Below are 16513 nucleotides of genomic sequence, written 5' to 3' on the forward strand. Positions count from 1 at the left end.
CCGCCGGACTCGCCCCTCTGCCAAAAAACTGTAATCTTCCTGTCAACTGATTGTCACCGATCGCTTCTAGGCGATTCGCGAGACCCGTATTTTCAGTTTGGGGGAAATGGACAGCCTATGGCGACGCTGATGCCCGGATCGGCCATTCGGCTGCCGCGTGCGCTTCCCGCCTGGTTGCGGGTGCGGCCGCGAAGCGCCCGCGACCTGGGACCGCGGCTCGCCCTCGGCCTGATCGGGGGGCTGCTTGTCATCCAGGCGGTGCGGTTGCTCTGGGCGCTGACCGTCCCGTTGTCGCCGCTCGGCGCGTGGCAGCCGCCCACCGCCGCCATCGCCTCGCCGGCGGAGCGCCGCGCGCTGTTCGCCGGCTTCGATCCCTTCTTCCGCACCGGCGGGCAGAGCCCCGCGGCCGCCACCGTCACCGCGCTCGGCCTCACCCTCTACGGCGTGAACATCAACGAGGCGACGGGCGGCGGTTCGGCGATCATCGCGGCCGAGGACGGGGAGCAGGCGAGCTACGCCGTCGGGGACGAGGTCGCGCCGGGCGTCCGGCTCGCCGGCGTCGCCTTCGACCATGTCACCCTCGACCGCGGCGGCGCGCAGGAAAGCCTGTTCCTCGACCAGAGCGGCGAGGCGCCGGTCGCCAGTCCCGCGCTGCCCGCCCCGACGCCGGAGGTCGGATCGGGCGGCGAACTGTCGCCCGCCGCGCTCAAGGCCGGCATCGGCTTCGCTCCCCGCACCGAGGACGGCCGCGTCACCGGCCTGCTCGTCCAGCCGCAGGGCGATGGCTCGGTCTTCCGCGCCGCGGGCCTGCGCCCGGGCGATGTCGTCCGTTCGGTCAATGGCCGCCCGATCGGCTCGGCCGGCGATGCCGCCGCGCTCGCGGGCCAGCTCGCTCCCGGCGCGCGCCTCTCGCTCGAGGTCGAGCGCGGCGCGAGCGTCGTTCCGGTCGCCATCTTCCTCTCCAAACAATAGGTCAGCATGCGTTTCAAACTGTCCCTGATGCTCGCCGCCGCGCTGGTCTCCGCCACGCCCGGTCCAGTGCTGGCCCAATATACGCTCAACGTCCGCGATGCCGACATCCGCGCCTTCATTCAGGATGCGGCGCGCATCACCGGGCGCACCTTCGTCATCGACGGGCGCGTCAACGGCAAGGTATCGGTCGTCACCGACCGCCCGCTGTCGCGCAGCGAATATTTCGAGATATTCCTCGCGACGCTGCGCGCCAACGGACTCGTCGCGGTGCCGGCGCCGAACGGCAGCTATCGCATTCAGCCGATCGACGGCGCCGCCGCGCAGCCCGGCCGCATCGGCAGCGCCCGCGCGGCGCAGAACCAGTTCGTGACCGAGATCATCCGCCTTCGGCATATCGACGCGGTGGCGGCGGTCGAAACGCTGCGCCCGCTGGTCAGCCCGCAGGGATCGCTCACCGCCAACCGCAACGCCAACAGCCTGGTCGTTGCCGACTTCGCCGACAATATACAGCGCATCCGCGCGCTCGCGGCCAGCATCGACCGCGACACCTCGACCAGCCGCATCGTGACACTCCAGAACGCCGGCGCGCGCGAGATCGCGCAGGCGCTGCAGGCGCTCGTCCCCGCGGCCGGGGAGGGCGCGCAGGCGCCGGTCGCGATCGTGCCGATCGACAGCAGCAATGCGATCGCCCTGCGCGGCGACCAGGCGCTCGTCGCACGCTTCGTGGCGATGGCGACCGACCTCGACCAGCGCGCCGCCGGCGGCGCCGAACTGCGCGTTTACTGGCTCGAACATGCCAATGCCGAAACGCTTCTCCCGACGCTGCAACAGCTCGTCGGTGGCGGCAGCGACCCGGCGCAGAAGGCGGGCTTGCCCCCGGCCACCTCTTCCTCAGCGGATGGACAGGCCGCGCCTGCCCCGATGCCGGCCCCAGCGGCGACGCCCGTTTCGACCAGCGGCAGCGGTGGCAGCATCGCGACGCGCGGCCCGGCGATCGTCACTCGCTACGAAGGTGCCAATGCGATCATCGTCGCCGCCAACGCCGACGTGCAGCGCAAGCTCGGCGAACTGATCCGCCAGCTCGACACCCGCCGCCCGCAGGTGCTGGTCGAGGCGATCGTGGTCGAGATCGGCGACGATGCCGCGAAGAAGCTGGGCGTCCAGTTCCTGCTCGGCGGCAAGAATATCCCCTTCGCCGCGACGAGCTATGGCAACGCCTCGCCCAATATCCTGACGCTGGGCGGTGCCTATGCCGCGCACGAACTGTCGCAGGAAACGACGACCGTCAACGGCGACACCGTCGTGACGCAGCAGAACAGCTCGCTCGGTAACAGCCTGCAGGAAGCGGCGGCGGCGTCGCTGCTCTCGGCGACTGGCGGCTTCGCGGGCTTCGCGGGCGACATCGGCAAGAATACGGTGTTCGGGGCGATCATCAATGCGGTGAAGTCCGACACGACATCGAACCTGCTCGCGACCCCGCATATCGTGACGCTCGACAATCAGGCGGCGAAATTCCTCGTCGGGCAGGAAGTGCCGATCACCACCGGCGAGGCATTGAGCGACAATTTCGACAATGCCTTCCGCACCGTCCAGCGCGAGGAGGTCGGCATCAAGCTGGAGGTCACGCCGCAGGTCAACGCCGCGGGCGAGGTCAAGATGTTTATCCGGCAGGAGGTGTCGAGCGTCGCCGGACCCGTCTCGTCGCGCAACAGCGACCTGATCCTCAACAAGCGCTCGTTCGAGACGGTGCTGACCGTCGATGACGGCGAGATGTTCGCGATCGGCGGGCTGCTCAACGACGACGAGCGCCGGACGATCGAACGCATCCCGCTCTTGAGCGACATTCCGCTGATCGGCGAGCTGTTCAAGTCGCGCAGCCGCAGCCGCGCCAAGACCAATCTGATGGTCTTCATCCGCCCGACCATCCTGCGCAACCGTGCCGACAACACCGCGCTCACCGCGCGCCGCTACGGCTATATCCGCAATTTCCAGCTCCAGCGGAATCCCGATCAGGAGCCCGCGATCGACGCGCTGGTGCGCGACTATCTGGGCACCGTGCCGCCCGCTCTGACCGCGCCGACGCCTGCCGACGTCACCGTGGCCCCGGCGCCGCCCGCGCCGGTCGCCATCCCGCCCTCGACCGCCGCCGATGGAGAGCAGCCGTGAGCGAGACCGAGCCGGCCGCGCCGCTGTCGGCGGCGCCGGTCGACATCCCCTATGGCTTCGCGCGCGCGCATGGCGTCGTGATCGCGCCCGACGGCGAAGGCGGCTGGCTCGCCACGCTGCGCGAGGGCGCCGACCCCGCGGTGCTGATCGAGGTCAAACGCTATCTCGCCGCGCCTCTGCGCGTCGCGACCGCGAATGCCGCCGATTTCGACCGGCTACTGTCCGACCATTATGCCGTCGATGCGACAAGCGCGATGGCGGGCTCGCTCGAAGGGGGCGACATCGACCTGATCGCCAGCGGCCTGCCCAGCGCCGAGGATCTGCTCGACAGCGCCGACGACGCCCCCGCGATCCGCCTCATCAACGCGATCATCGCCGAGGCCGTCCGGCAGGGCGTCAGCGACATCCATATCGAGCCCTATGAAAGCGGGCTGGTCGTGCGGATGCGCACCGACGGTGTGCTGCGCGAGCATCTGCGCATGCCGCCGCATGTCGCGCCGGTCGTGGTCAGCCGCATCAAGGTGATGGCGCGCCTCGACATCGCCGAGCGCCGCGTGCCGCAGGATGGCCGCATCGCGCTGACGCTGGCGGGCAAGGCCATCGACGTCCGCGTCTCGACCCTTCCGAGCCGCGCGGGCGAGCGCGTCGTGATGCGCATCCTCGACAAGGACAGCGCCGGGATCGACTTCGACGTCATCGGTCTGACCGGCGAAAGCGACCGCATCCTGCGCGAAGCGCTGGCCGAGCCCAACGGCATCATCCTCGTCACCGGTCCGACCGGATCGGGCAAGACGACGACGCTCTATGCGGCGCTGGGGCAACTCAACGACGGGCAGCGCAATATCCTGACCGTCGAGGACCCGGTCGAATATGCCGTCGACGGCGTCGGCCAGACGCAGGTCAATCCCAAGGTCGGCCTCGATTTCGCCGCCGGACTGCGCGCGATCCTGCGCCAGGACCCCGACGTCGTGATGGTCGGCGAAATCCGCGACCGCGAGACCGCCGATATCGCCGTGCAGGCGTCGCTGACCGGCCACCTCGTCCTCTCGACCGTCCACACCAACGATGCCGTCGGCGCCATCACGCGGCTCAAGGATCTGAAGGTCGAACCGTTCCTGCTCGCCTCGACCCTGCGCGCGGTGCTGGCGCAGCGGCTGGTCCGCAAGCTCTGCGACCATTGCCGCGAGCCGGTGCAGGCCGACAACAGCGTCGCCGCGATGCTCGGCCTCGACATCGGCACCGTCATCTGGAAGCCCAGGGGGTGCGACCAGTGCGGCCACACCGGGTTCAAGGGCCGCATCGGCGTGTTCGAGGCGATCAAGGTCGACGAAACGGTGCGCCGCTACATCTATGCCGGCGGCGATGAGGCGATGATCGCGAAGCATGCTTTCCTGAAGGCGCCGACGCTGGCCAGTGCCGCGCGCGCGATGGTCGCCAGGGGACTGACGACGCCCGAGGAGGCGATCCGCGTCGCGCGGCGCGAGGATGTCGATGCCTGATTATCGCTATGTGGCGATCGACCCCAGGGGCCGCGAGCGCACGGGCCGGCTGGCCGCGGCGAACGACGATGCCGCGCGCGCCGACCTGGTCGCACGCAAGTTCCACATCCTTGCGGTCGAGCCCGCGGGCGCCCGTCCGGCGCGGGGCCGCTCGCTGCTCGCCTTGCGCAAGACCCGCCTGAGCCGGAAGGATCTCGCGCTCTTCACCCGCCAACTCGCAACGCTTGCGGAGGTCGCGCCGCTCGAAGAGGCGTTGCGCACGCTGACTCGCCAGAGCGAGGCCGAAAGCGCACGCACGGTGATCGGCGACGTCCATGCCGGTCTGCTCGAAGGCCGCCGGCTCGCCGACGCGATGGCGCGCCAGCCGGCGAGCTTTCCGCCGCTCTATCGCGCCATGGTCTCGGCGGGCGAGACGACAGGCAGCCTGACGGTCATCCTCGCCCGCCTCGCCGACCTGCTCGAACGCCAGGCAGAGGTGCGCGGCAAGTTGATCGCCGCGCTCGCCTATCCGCTCGTCCTCGCCGTCGTCGCGATCGGCGTCGTCGCGGCGCTGATGATCTTCGTCGTCCCGCGCGTCGTCGAGCAGTTCACCGACGTCGGCCAGCAGCTTCCCTTCCTGACCCGCGCGGTAATCGCGATTTCGGGTTTCGCCGCAAGCTGGTGGTGGCTCGTCGCACTGCAGCTTGCTGCCGCAACCTTCGGCTGGATCCGGGCGATGCGCCGCCCGGCCTTCAAGGCGCGCGTCGATGCGCGCCTGCTTCGCCTGCCGCTCCTCGGCCGGCTGCTGCGCGATCTGTATGCGGCGCGATTCGCGCGCACCCTCGCGACGATGGTGTCGAGCCGCCTGCCGCTCGTCGAGGGGCTGCGGCTGACGGTACCGACGATCCGCAACGCCGCGCTCGCCGGCGCAACCGCCGGGCTCGTCGACCGGGTGCGCGCGGGCGGCAGCCTGTCGGCGGCGCTACGCGATGCCGGCATCTTTCCGCCGCTGCTCGTCTACATGACCGCGAGCGGCGAGAGCGCGGGGCGGCTGGAGACGATGCTCGAACGCGCCGCCGACTATCTGGAGCGCGAGTTCGACCGTTTTACGGCCGCTTCGATGGCCTTACTCGAACCTGTCATAATTGTGCTTATGGGGTCGTGCGTCGCCCTCATCATCCTCGCCATCCTCCTTCCGATCCTTCAGTTGCAGAATCTTGCAGGACTATAATAAATGTCGCTGATGCAGCTTTTCCTCCGCCTGATGTTCGATCCGTCGCGGCCCGCTCACCGCCGGCGCAAGAGCGACGAGCGCGGCTTCACCCTGACCGAGCTGATGGTCGTGATCTTCATCATCGGCCTGCTCGCCACGGTCGTGATGATCAACGTCCTGCCGAGCCAGGACAAGGCGATGGTGACCAAGGCGAAGGCTGATATCGCGACGCTGGAAAATGCGCTCGAACAATATCGGCTCGACAATCTGACCTATCCGGCGAGCGGCGACGGGCTGAACGCGCTCGTCACCGCGCCGCCCGCGCTCGCGCAGCCCGAACGCTATCGCCGCGGCGGCTACATCAAGAAGCTGCCCGCCGACCCGTGGGGCCGCCCCTATAATTACCAGGCGCCGGGGGCGAGCGGAGCGGCGTTCGACGTCTGGTCGTTCGGCGCCGATGGCGCCCCCGGCGGGACCGACGAGAATGCGGATATCCGCGCCGACAGTTAAGCGCCCGCGGCCGAACGGCTTCACGCTCGTCGAACTGATGGTCGTGCTCGCGATCCTCGCGCTCGCCGCGGCGGCGGTCGTGCTCACCATTCCGGGCGAGGAGCAGCATGTGCGCAGCGAGGCCGACCGGCTCGCCGCCCGCCTCGCTGCCGCGCGCGATATCGCGGTGATCGAGGGACGCAGTGTCGCGGTCGACCTCGCACCGTCGGGCTATGGCTTCGCGCGCCGCATCGACGGCGCGTGGGAGCCGCTTCCCGGCCGTGCCTTCGAACGGCGAAGCTGGCCATCCGACGTGCGTGTCGCGGCCGGCGGCGGGCAGGGTGTCGCGCGCATTCTCTTCGACCGTGTCGGCACCAGCCCGACGCCGCAGGCCGTCATGCTCAGCGGCGGCGATGCGCGTGAGGTTGTACACGTCTCCGCGGCGGGAGAAGTCAGCCGTGGCGAATGAGGGGCCGCTTCCCGGCGAAGGAGGTTTCACCCTTCTCGAAATGCTGGTTGCGCTCAGCATCATCGCCATCGCGGCGCTGACGCTGGTGCGGCTCGACGCCTATGCGGTACGCAGCGCGGGCGATCTCGACGAAAGCACGATCGCGGGCATCGTTGCGCAGAATCGCGCGGTCGAGCTATGGACCGACCCCGCGCCGCCGACGATCGGCACCAGCGCGAGCAGCGTCGCCAACGCCGGGCGGACCTGGCGCATCGAGCAGCGCGTCGCAAAGACCGCCGACGACAGCCTGCTCCGCATCGACCTGACGGTTCGGCCCGAAAGCGGGCGTGGGCAGGCGGTGCTGACGATCATCCGGCCGTCGCGATGAGGGCCCTTCTCTGTCCCCTCTCTCCGGTCGTGCCGATCCCGGATCACGTCCGGGGGAAGCACCGTCCTTCTGGCGGCGTCAGAAGAAGGAACGGCCCTTCGACAAGCTCAGGGCGAACGGCGGAGAAGGGCGGAAACGGCTTTACGCTCGTCGAGATGCTGATCGCGCTGTCGATCTTCGCCGCCATCGCGGCAATGGGCGTCAGCCTCCTGCGCAGCAGCGTCGACACGCAGAACACGGTGCAGGCGCGGCTGAAGGCGATGGGCGGGATCAATCGGCTGCGCGCGGTCATGGCCAACGACCTTGCGCAGGCGCTGCCACGGTCGACGCGCGGCCCCTCGGGCGAGGCGGTGCCCGCCTTCCTCGGTTCGCCGACCGGCTTTGCCTTCGTCCATGCCGGCGCGGCCAATGTCGATGGCGGACCGCGTCCGGGCATCGAGCGCGTCGGCTATGCGCTGATGACCGGCGAATGGCGCCGCGCGACCCAGCCGATGCTCGACGGCACGCCGCTCGGCGCGGGCGACCGGCTCGTTGCCGACGTGACCGGCGTCGCGGTGCGCTATCGCGGCGCCGACGGAAATTGGAGCACGACCTGGTCTTCGGACCCCGACGATCGTCTGCCGCGCGCGGTCGAAGTGCGGCTGACGCGCGCCGGGCGTGAGCCGCTGACCATGCTGTTCCTGACCGCGCCGACGCCGCCGCTGCCGCCGGCTCCCGAAAGTCCCGCGCCGTGACCCGCCCGCCGCAGGCCGAGCGCGGCGCCGCGCTGCTGACCGTGCTGCTGCTCGTCGCGGTGATGGCGGTGATCGCGGCGACCGCGCTCGACCGGTTGACGCTCGCGACGCGCATTGCGGGAAGCGCCGCCGCGGTCGATCAGGGGCGTGCCTACAGCTTCGCCGCCGAGCAGATCGCGCTGCGCCGCGTCGCCGATCTCGTGGCGCGCGATCCGGCCAAATTGACGCTGGCGGGCAACTGGCTCGGTCGCGATTTCGTGCTGCCGCTGCCCGGCGGGCAGGGAACGGCACGGCTGACCGACGCCAACAATTGCTTCAACCTCAACAGCCTCGCCGCCGAAACCGTGCCCGGCCGGCTCAGCCAGCGGGCCGGCGCGGTCGGCCAGTTCACCGAGCTGATGGTGCTGCTCGGCATCGATCGCGGAGTGGCGCAGGGCATTGCGGGCGCCGCCGCCGACTGGATTGACAGTGACGGCAACGAAGGCCGGCAAGGCGCCGAGGACGGCGTCTATCGCGCGTTGCAGGCGAGCTATCTGCCCGCCAACCGCAAGATGGCCGATGTCAGCGAATTGCGCGCGGTGCGCGGCGTTACGCCGAAAATCTATGCGCGGCTCAAGCCCTGGCTGTGCGTGCTGCCGGTCGCCGAGCCGGTGCAGCTCAACGTCAACACGCTCGCCCCCGCACAGGCGCCGCTGCTCGCGATGCTGCTGCCGGGCAAGCTCGGCCTTGCGGACGCGCGTGCGGTGCTGGCGGCGCGGCCCGTCGGCGGCTATGGCAGCAGCGTGCGATTCTGGGCGGCCGGGCCGCTCGCACAGATCAAGCCGCGCGACGATGTCGCCACGCAGGCCGGGGTGACCAGCCGCTGGCTCGCGCTCAGGACGCAAGTGACGCTGGGGGACGGGGATTTGACAGCCAATTCGCTCATCGATGCCTGGGGCGGTGCCCCCGCCGCGGGCGCCGCGCCGCCGGCGATCGTGCGGCGCGATTGGGGCGAGAGCGACTGACGTGGCCCGCAGCTTCCTTCTCTGGCTGCCGCCGCTATCGGCGCTCGATGGTTCCGATGCGCCCGCCGATGTCGCCTGGCTGCGCGTCGAAGACGGGGCGATCGTCGATTCGGGGCAGGACGACGGCTGGGTCGACGCCTGGGAACGTTCCGACGACGCGGTCGAGAGCGACGACCGGCTGATCGCGCTTGCGCCCGCCGCCGACGTCCCGCTGCGCTGGCACCATTTCCCCGACGCCGCGCCCGCGCAGGCGGCCGCCGCGGCGCGGATCGAGGCATTGCGGGACAGCCTCGGCGACCCCGCAAGCCTGCACGTCGTCGCCGGCACGCCCGCGTCGGCAGGGCAGGCGGTGCCGGTCGCGGTGACGAGCCACGCGGCGATGACCGCCTGGACCGTCTGGCTTGCGGCGCGCGAGCTGGAGGTGGCGGCGATCCTGCCCGCCGCCGCGACGGTGCCGCCGCCCGAACCCGACGCGCTCTGGTCGGCCGAGGTCGGCGGCGAACAGATCATACGCACCGCCGACCGCGCCTATGTGTCCGACCCCGCGCTCGACCCGTTGATCGCCGCCGGTCGCGACATCGCGCCGCTCGATCCCGATGTGATGCGCGAGGCGCTGCTCCTCTCGCTGGCCGCGCCGCCGCTCGATCTCCTCAGCGGCGCGTGGAGGCCGAAGCGGCGCTGGGCGCTCGACCCGGCGCTGCTGCGGCTCGGCAAGCGCCTGCTCGCCGCGCTCGTCCTCGTCAGCCTGGCGATTCCGCTCGTCCACGCGCTAAGACTCGCGTCCGACACGCGCCGCGCCGACGAAGCCGTTGTCGCAACGGCGAAGAAGGCGGGGGTGACCGCGCCCGACGCCGCGGCGGCCGAGGCCGAGCTCGACCGGCGCCTCGCCGCGGCGGGCGGCGGGCCGCTCGCCTTTTCGGTGCCGGCTTCGGCGCTCTTCGGTGCGATGCGCGACACGCCGGGCGTGACGCTCAAATCGCTGTCGCACCGCACCGACGGCACGCTGACGACGACGCTCGCGGCGCCGCGGGTCGACGATCTCAACCAGGTGCTGCTTGCGCTGCAGGCACGCGGCTATCGCGTCACCGCGCAGCCGATGGCGGGCACCGACGGGCAGCAGATGGCCAATATCACGGTGCGAGCGGTGCCATGAGCGAACGGATACGAAACTGGTGGGCAGGATTGTCGCAGCGCGAGCGCTGGCTCGTCGGTGTTGCGGCGCTGCTCACGCTCGGCGCGCTGTTCTGGGCGCTCGGCCGTCCGACCTATGCCGCCTTCGCGAGCCTCGAGGCCGATCACAGGACCGCGATAGAAAGGGAAGGGCGCGTCGCTGCCAAGGCGCAATTGTTGGCGCGGCGCCCCGCGAAAACGGTTGCGGCGGCGACCGATGCCGCCCCGATCGACCAGTTTCTCGCCCAGTCGGCGGGCGAGATCGGGCTGACGCTCGATCGCAACGAGGCGCGCGGGACCGATCAGGCGACCATCGCAATCGCGACGGCCAAGGCGCCGGTCCTCACCGACTGGCTCGCCGCGCTCGAAGGACAGGGTTTCATCGTCGACCAGCTCAGCATCACGCCCGCCGCCGACGGCACCGTCGGCATGACCGCCGAGCTTCGGAGGGCCGCGCCATGAGTCGCGCACGCAGGCTCTGGTTGGGCGCGGCATTGCTGCTCGCGCTGGTGCTGATCGCCCTGACCTTTCCGATGCGTCTCGCGCTTGCCTGGGCGGGTGCGGGCGAGGCCGGCATCGCGGCGCGCGAGGTTCGCGGGTCGATCTGGTCGGGCGAGCTGGTCGAGGCGCGGCTCGGCGCGCTGCCGCTCGGCACGGTGGCCGCCAGCCTGTCGCCGCTCGCCTTGCTGACCGGCGATGTCGACCTTGCCTTCGCGCGAAGCGACGAGCGCCTCGGCGCTCTCTCGGGCCGCCTCCACGGCAGCCATCCGCGCGGGGTATCGGACGTCAACGGGGTCGCGACGCTCGCCGGAGGTCTCGGCCCGATTCCCGTCGACAGCTTGCGTTTCGAGGGCGCGACGCTGCGCTTCGATGCCGACGGCCGGTGCGCCCAGGCAGGCGGCCGCCTGCAACTCGCGGTCGCAGTCCCGATCGCTGGGCTCGACCTCTCACGCGGTCTGTCGGGGCCGCTGCGCTGCGCCGACGGCCGCGCGCAGGCGGCGCTCGCCAGCCAGTCGGGGATGGAACGGCTGACGCTGACGTTCGACGGCAAGGGTACGTGGCGCGCGCGGTTCGCGATCCGCGTCGATGACGACCCGGCGATGGCCGCTACCCTCGCCGCGATCGGATTCAAGGCGGGACCGGACGGGTTCGGGCTGACGACCGCCGGCCGCTTCTGACATGTCGGTTCCGGACGCCTTGCCGTGGGGCGCGGGCGTCGCTCTGGCGGCCGCGCTCGGCGTTGTCTTCGGTAGCTTCATCGCGACTTTGGTGCTGCGCTGGCCTTCGGATCGTTCGGTCCTCGGGCGATCGCAGTGCGACGGATGCGGCCGGCCGCTCGGCGCGCGCGACCTCGTTCCCCTGCTGTCGGCGATGCTGATGCGCGGACGGTGTCGCCGCTGCGGCGCACCGATCGACCCGTTCCACGGCCGCGTCGAACTGGCATCCGGCCTGATCGGGACCGGCGCCCTGGCGCTGATGCCGGGGGTGACGGGGTGGCTGTGGGCGCTGTTCGGCTGGCTGCTGCTGCCGCTCGCGCTGCTCGACGCGCGGCATTTCTGGTTGCCCGACCGGCTCAATGCACTGCTAGCGATCGCCGGCCTGCTGTTCGCCGGTCCGCTCCTAGACACGACGCTCGGCGATCGCTGGATCGGGGCGCTTGCGGGCGGCGGATCGCTGGCGCTCGCCGCCTGGTCCTATCGCCGCTGGCGCGGGATGGAAGGCATGGGCGGCGGCGATCCGAAGCTCGTCGCGGCGATCGGCGCCTGGCTCGGCTGGCAGGCCTTGCCGTTGATGCTGCTGCTCGCCAGTCTCGGCGGCATCGGCTGGGCGCTTGCCGCCCAACGAAAAGGGGACCCGCCGCTCGCCGAGCAACGGGTCCCCTTCGGTGTCTTCGCCTGCGCCGCGGCCTTCGCCGCGGTGCCGCTGTGGCCGTTGATCAGCGGCCTATAACGACCGTCACCGCGCGGCGGTTCTGCGCCCAGGCTTCCTCGTTCGATCCGAGCGCCGCCGGGCGTTCCTTGCCATAGCTGATGACGTTGATCCGCGACGGATCGATGCCCAGCGAGGCGAGATAATTCTTCGCCGCATTGGCGCGGCGCTCACCGAGCGCGATATTATAGTCGCGGGTGCCGCGTTCGTCGGCATGACCCTCCAGCGTCACGCGGACGGCGGGGTTGCGCTGGAGCCACTGCGCCTGGCTGCGTAGCGTAGCCTGATCCTCGGCATCGACATTATATTGGTCGAAATCGAAGAAGATGCGGTCCGACGACACATTGGCAACGAAGTCCTGCTGCGATCCCGGAATCACGGCGTTGCCGATACCGGTGTCGGTGGACCCGGTGTCGGTACCCTCGGGGGCGGGCGGCAGTTCCTCGGGCGCCTTCTTGGCGCAGGCGCCGACCGCCAGCATGGCGACGGCTGCAAGCATGGCGGTCGTTCTACGTATCGTCATGGCATGGGTCCTCTTCTGTTGTCGTCTTCAATGGGATGGAGCGGGGAATTAACCCACGTTAGAATAGTAATTGCAACCCCAGTCGCGGCTTTTGGTTCCGCTTGCCGCTAGGGCAGGATGGGGCCCCAGCTCGGGTCGGAGCCGTCGCGCGGGGTCGGCAGGCGGCGCAGGTTCACGCCGGTCAGGTCGACCTGCCAGATCGTCGACTTGCCGGTACGGCCCGGCGTGGTGCGGAAGAACTGGATCACGCGCCCGTTCGGCGACCAGGTCGGCGCTTCGTCCTGCCAACTGTTGGTCAGCATCCGCTCGCCTCCGCCCGACGGGGTCATCACCCCGATGCGGAATTCGCCGCCACCCATTTTGGTGAAGGCGATCAGGTCGCCGCGCGGCGACCATTCGGGGGTCGCATAGCGCCCGCCGCCGAAGCTGATCCGCCGCTGCTGCGATCCGTCGATGTTCATCGTATAGATTTGCTGGCCGCCCGAGCGGTCGCTTTCGAACACGATCTTCTTGCCGTCGGGCGAGAAGCTGCCGCCGACGTCGATCCCAGGCGCGTTGGTCAGGCGCACCGGCGTGCCGCCGTCGGCCGAGATGCGATAGATGTCGGTATTGCCGCCGACCGCCATCGAATAGAGGATCTGCCGCCCGTCGGGCGACCAGCGCGGCGCGAAGGTCGCGTTGCCGCTTTCGGTCACCAGCTTCTGCGTCCCCGCCGCCACGTCATAGATGAACACGCGGACGCGGTTGTTCAGATAGCTGACATAGACGATCTTCTTGTAGTCGGGTGAAAAGCGCGGGCTGATCGCCAGCGCTTGGCCGTTGGTGATGAATTTGTGGTTGCCGCCGTCCGAATCCATGATCGCGAGCTGCTTGACGCGGTTCCCCTTCGGCCCGCTCTCGGCGATATAGGCGATGCGGCTGTCGAAGAAGGGCGCCTCGCCCGACAGGCGCGAATAGATGGCGTCGGCGCATTTGTGCGCGGCGCGGCGCCAGTCGCCGGGCTGGATCTCGAATCCCTGGCGCACCAGTTCGCTGCCGAGCGCGGTGTCATAGAGATAGCAGCCGACGATGAAGCCGCCGGTGCCGGTCGCGCGGACGAAACCGTGGACGACATTCTCCGCATTGCGCGCCTTCCAGTCGGCGAAGCGCGGTGCGGTGACCTCGGCCATGGTGATCGCCCGCACGCTGCCCGGCCCGAGCGGCGCGTAGAGGCCGCTGCGCTCGAGGTCGGCGGCGATGACCTCGCCGATCTGCCGACCCAGAGTGTCGGTGCGCAGGCCAGCGACGGTGGTGACCGACGGGGTCGCGAAGGCGGGAACCGCGATGACGGTGCGCTCCTGCGATAGCTGCCCCTCGATCGTCTCGCGGGGCTCGGTCGGAACGACGGTGGGCGGGGTCGGCGCCGCTTCCTGCGCGAGAACGGGCGCCGCGGTCAGCAGCAGGGCGAGCGAAAGACTGGTGCGAAAGGGCATGTCTCTTACCTCTTGATGAAATCGAGCGTGTAATTCTGCCAGAAGTCATATTCGTCTTCGGGCAGGTCGAAGGGCGCGGCGAGCTCGACCGCGCGTTTGGCGCACTCCTGATGGCGCTGCGCCTGGAACTTGTTGCTGGCATTTTCGCCCGTGGTCGTCACGCTGGTGAAGCCGGCGAGCCCGCCGGAGCGGCTGAGGCGGAACTTGACCACCGTCTTGAGCTGGTCGACGTCGACCCCGCTGACCCGGCAGCTATCCCAGCGCGGCTTGACCGCCGCCTTGATGCTGACGTCGATCGAGCGCCGAACCTCGGCCGCGGTCGCGGCGGCGGGTGCGCCGCGGCTCGACGCCTGCTTTGGCTGCGATTTGGACAAGCCTTCGGCGATGCCGTCGAGCCGGCCGGTCGGGCGCGCCGCGCTCTTCTTCGGCGTCGCCTTGGGGGTCGGCTTCGGCGTGGGTTTCTCCGCGGCGGGCTGCTTCTTCTTCGGCGGTGCGGGCGTGGGGCGCGTCGCCTGCTTCGGCGCAGGCGCGGGTTCGGGCTGCGCGATCGGTTCGGGGACGGGCGGCGTCGGCACAGGATCGGGCGTATAGATTTCGTCCGAATATTCCTCGCCCAGCCGTGCGGCGGGCGGCAGCTCGCTGATTTCGGGCGCGGTCGAGGTCGCCGCGGTCTCCGCGATCAGGTCGACCTCCATCGGCGGATTGTCGAAGCGGCGGTCGCCCGCGGTCCACTGGACCGAGAGGAGCGCGATCACGACGACGTGCAGCGCCACCGCGATAGCGACGCCGTTCCTTTCCATGCCCCGTGATGCCTGTACGGCCATTTTCCCAGCCTATCGGTCGGTTTCTGAACCCGTCGTGACCAGCGCGATGCGCGTCAGTCCGGCGCGGTTGAGTTCGCCCATCACCCGCATCACCCGGCCATAGTCGAGCGACTTGTCGGCGCGCAGCATGATCTGGCGCGGGTTTTCGCTGTTCGCGTCGGCCGCCGCGATCGCCTCGAGCCGTGCGGGCAGTTCGGTCTCGCGGACTTCTTCCTCGCCGATATAGAGGGTGTCGTCGCCCTTGATCGAGAGCTGGATCGGGTCCTGCTCCTCGGTGTCGATCGGCTTGGCGCGGCTGTCGGGCAGGTTCACCGGCACCGCCGAGGCGAGCAGGGGGGCGGTGACCATGAAGATGATGAGCAGTACCAGCATCACGTCTACGAGCGGGGTGACGTTGATCTCCGACATCGGCGTGCGGCGTCCGCCGCGCCCGCGCCGCCGGCCTGCGCCGCCCGATGGTCCGCTCATCGCCATCAGGCTTCGACCTCCAGCTCGCGGCTGAACGTTGCGTGCAGTCCGTCGGCGAAGCGGCCGAGCCGCGATTCGAGGCGGTTCAGCCGCTGCGAAAAGGCGTTGTAGGCGATGACGGCCGGGATGGCGGCGAACAGACCGATCGCGGTCGCGAACAGCGCCTCGGCGATACCCGGCGCGACCACGGCGAGGCTGCTGTTATTCTCTGCCGCGATCGCGGTGAAGGCGCGCATGATGCCCCAGACGGTGCCGAACAGCCCGACGAAGGGCGCGACCGCGCCGATCGTCGCGAGCGTGCCGATCTTCTCCGCCAGCCGGTCGACCTCGCCCTCGATCGCGGCGTTCATCGCGACCGCCAGCCGCTCGCGCGTGCCGTCGCGGTCGACCGTCTTGCCGGCGGTCGAGCGGCGCCATTCGGTGATGCCGGCGCCCAGCACCTTCGCGCTCGGCAGTTCCTCGCGGCCGTTCTCGTCATAGAATTTGTCGATATTGCCCGCGCGCCAGAAATCGCGCTCGAACCGCTCCGAGGCGCGCATCGTCTTGCCGGTGCCGCGGCCGTGGGCGAAGATGACCGCCCAGACATAGATGGACGCGAGCAGCAGCCCGATCATCACGATGCGGACGATCCAGTCGGCGTGCAGGAACAGCGCGACGGGGGACAGGGTCGCCGCGTCCGCGGCCAGCGAGATATTGTCTAGCAAGGGATGGTCTCTCCATTCATGATGGCGGTGAATCGGTCGGCCCAGCCCGCCGGCTGGCGGCGCGGCCGGCCGTCGGGCGACAGGAAGGCGGCGGTGACGCGCCCGTCGGTCAACGTCTCAGCCCGGCGAAGGATGCGCTGCGCGATCATAACGCTGGCGCCGCGCACCGCCTCTACGGTGCTGACGACGAGCAGGTCGTCGTCGAGTTTCGCGGGGCGGCGGTATTTGATCGCGAGGTCGGTCACCGCCCAGGCGCCGTCGCCCGCCTCCATCGCCGCGCGCTGGTCGATGCCGGCGAGGCGCAGCATGTCCGACCGCGCGCGCTCCATATAGCGCAGATAATTGGCGTGATAGACGATGCCCGACAGGTCGGTGTCCTCGAAATAGACGCGCGCCCGGTAATGATGCGCCGCGCCGACGAAGGCGCCGGGGACGAAAGGGGGAGGGGCCTGGGTCATCGCCGACGAGCGATAGCCGCTGCACGACTCGTCGCAAAGCCCCGATCCGCGATTCGTCGCAGTCGCGCGGCGA

General features: G+C 69.9%; 19 protein-coding genes. 13 read left to right on the forward strand and 6 right to left on the reverse strand.

The window, feature by feature from the left end; translation table 11 throughout:
• The first annotated feature begins 117 nt into the window (after positions 1–117).
• The 13 genes from FHR21_RS06355 to FHR21_RS06415 are packed head-to-tail and all read left to right on the forward strand — an operon-like array spanning position 118 to position 12012.
• Positions 118–972, forward strand: a complete 855-nt coding sequence (locus tag FHR21_RS06355; RefSeq protein WP_184096353.1) for a type II secretion system protein N — start codon at positions 118–120, stop codon at positions 970–972.
• A 6-nt stretch (positions 973–978) separates the two neighbouring features.
• On the forward strand, positions 979–3138 hold the full coding sequence (gene gspD, locus FHR21_RS06360) for a type II secretion system secretin GspD (protein WP_184096355.1): 2160 nt from the start codon (positions 979–981) through the stop codon (positions 3136–3138).
• Complete coding sequence (locus FHR21_RS06365; protein WP_184096357.1) at positions 3135–4637, forward strand: ATPase, T2SS/T4P/T4SS family; 1503 nt, start codon at positions 3135–3137, stop codon at positions 4635–4637. Before gspD ends, FHR21_RS06365 begins: the two co-directional genes overlap by 4 nt.
• Positions 4630–5847 carry a type II secretion system inner membrane protein GspF gene (gene gspF / locus FHR21_RS06370; protein ID WP_184096359.1) on the forward strand — a complete coding sequence of 406 codons (1218 nt, stop codon included), beginning with the start codon at positions 4630–4632 and terminating at the stop codon, positions 5845–5847. The genes FHR21_RS06365 and gspF overlap by 8 nt, the downstream gene beginning before the upstream one ends.
• Before the next feature lie 12 nt (positions 5848–5859).
• Positions 5860–6339 (forward strand): type II secretion system major pseudopilin GspG, encoded by a 480-nt coding sequence (gene gspG / locus FHR21_RS06375; RefSeq protein WP_246427077.1) that lies wholly within the window; start codon positions 5860–5862, stop codon positions 6337–6339.
• Positions 6314–6787 carry a GspH/FimT family pseudopilin gene (locus FHR21_RS06380; protein ID WP_184096363.1) on the forward strand — a complete coding sequence of 158 codons (474 nt, stop codon included), beginning with the start codon at positions 6314–6316 and terminating at the stop codon, positions 6785–6787. Before gspG ends, FHR21_RS06380 begins: the two co-directional genes overlap by 26 nt.
• Positions 6777–7154 (forward strand): type II secretion system minor pseudopilin GspI, encoded by a 378-nt coding sequence (gene gspI / locus FHR21_RS06385; protein WP_338113081.1) that lies wholly within the window; start codon positions 6777–6779, stop codon positions 7152–7154. Before FHR21_RS06380 ends, gspI begins: the two co-directional genes overlap by 11 nt.
• Positions 7151–7888: a type II secretion system minor pseudopilin GspJ gene (gene gspJ, locus FHR21_RS06390; RefSeq protein WP_184096367.1), complete on the forward strand. Its 738-nt coding sequence runs from the start codon at positions 7151–7153 to the stop codon at positions 7886–7888. The genes gspI and gspJ overlap by 4 nt, the downstream gene beginning before the upstream one ends.
• Positions 7885–8892, forward strand: a complete 1008-nt coding sequence (gene gspK, locus FHR21_RS06395) for a type II secretion system minor pseudopilin GspK (protein WP_184096369.1) — start codon at positions 7885–7887, stop codon at positions 8890–8892. The genes gspJ and gspK overlap by 4 nt, the downstream gene beginning before the upstream one ends.
• A 1-nt stretch (position 8893) precedes the next feature.
• Positions 8894–10045, forward strand: coding sequence for a type II secretion system protein GspL (gene gspL / locus FHR21_RS06400; RefSeq protein WP_184096371.1), 1152 nt, complete (start codon positions 8894–8896; stop codon positions 10043–10045).
• The gene (gspM, locus tag FHR21_RS06405; protein WP_184096373.1) at positions 10042–10524 is read left to right on the forward strand and encodes a type II secretion system protein GspM; all 483 of its coding nucleotides are present in this window, start codon (positions 10042–10044) and stop codon (positions 10522–10524) included. The genes gspL and gspM overlap by 4 nt, the downstream gene beginning before the upstream one ends.
• Entirely contained in the window at positions 10521–11240 is a 720-nt protein-coding gene (gspN, locus tag FHR21_RS06410) for a type II secretion system protein N (protein WP_184096375.1), read from the forward strand. The genes gspM and gspN overlap by 4 nt, the downstream gene beginning before the upstream one ends.
• A gap of 1 nt (position 11241) precedes the next feature.
• Positions 11242–12012 (forward strand): prepilin peptidase, encoded by a 771-nt coding sequence (locus FHR21_RS06415; protein ID WP_184096377.1) that lies wholly within the window; start codon positions 11242–11244, stop codon positions 12010–12012.
• Here FHR21_RS06415 and pal read toward each other — a convergent pair.
• The 6 genes from pal to FHR21_RS06445 all read right to left on the reverse strand — a co-directional run bounded on the left by pal (position 11999) and on the right by FHR21_RS06445 (position 16440).
• On the reverse strand, positions 11999–12514 hold the full coding sequence (pal, locus tag FHR21_RS06420; protein WP_184096379.1) for a peptidoglycan-associated lipoprotein Pal: 516 nt from the start codon (positions 12512–12514) through the stop codon (positions 11999–12001). The two genes, FHR21_RS06415 and pal, sit on opposite strands and share 14 nt — an antisense overlap.
• 107 nt (positions 12515–12621) lie before the next feature.
• The gene (gene tolB / locus FHR21_RS06425) at positions 12622–13986 is read right to left on the reverse strand and encodes a Tol-Pal system beta propeller repeat protein TolB (RefSeq protein WP_184096381.1); all 1365 of its coding nucleotides are present in this window, start codon (positions 13984–13986) and stop codon (positions 12622–12624) included.
• 5 nt (positions 13987–13991) lie between these two features.
• Complete coding sequence (locus FHR21_RS06430) at positions 13992–14786, reverse strand: hypothetical protein (RefSeq protein WP_246427079.1); 795 nt, start codon at positions 14784–14786, stop codon at positions 13992–13994.
• 33 nt (positions 14787–14819) lie between these two features.
• Positions 14820–15284 carry a protein TolR gene (gene tolR, locus FHR21_RS06435; protein ID WP_184096385.1) on the reverse strand — a complete coding sequence of 155 codons (465 nt, stop codon included), beginning with the start codon at positions 15282–15284 and terminating at the stop codon, positions 14820–14822.
• On the reverse strand, positions 15284–15982 hold the full coding sequence (gene tolQ / locus FHR21_RS06440) for a protein TolQ (RefSeq protein WP_184096387.1): 699 nt from the start codon (positions 15980–15982) through the stop codon (positions 15284–15286). Before tolQ ends, tolR begins: the two co-directional genes overlap by 1 nt.
• Positions 15976–16440, reverse strand: a complete 465-nt coding sequence (locus FHR21_RS06445; protein WP_184096389.1) for a YbgC/FadM family acyl-CoA thioesterase — start codon at positions 16438–16440, stop codon at positions 15976–15978. Before FHR21_RS06445 ends, tolQ begins: the two co-directional genes overlap by 7 nt.
• Positions 16441–16513: the final 73 nt, after the last annotated feature.

The organism is Sphingopyxis panaciterrulae, from assembly GCF_014199295.1.
In the GTDB taxonomy this organism is placed as follows: Bacteria; Pseudomonadota; Alphaproteobacteria; order Sphingomonadales; family Sphingomonadaceae; genus Sphingopyxis; species Sphingopyxis panaciterrulae.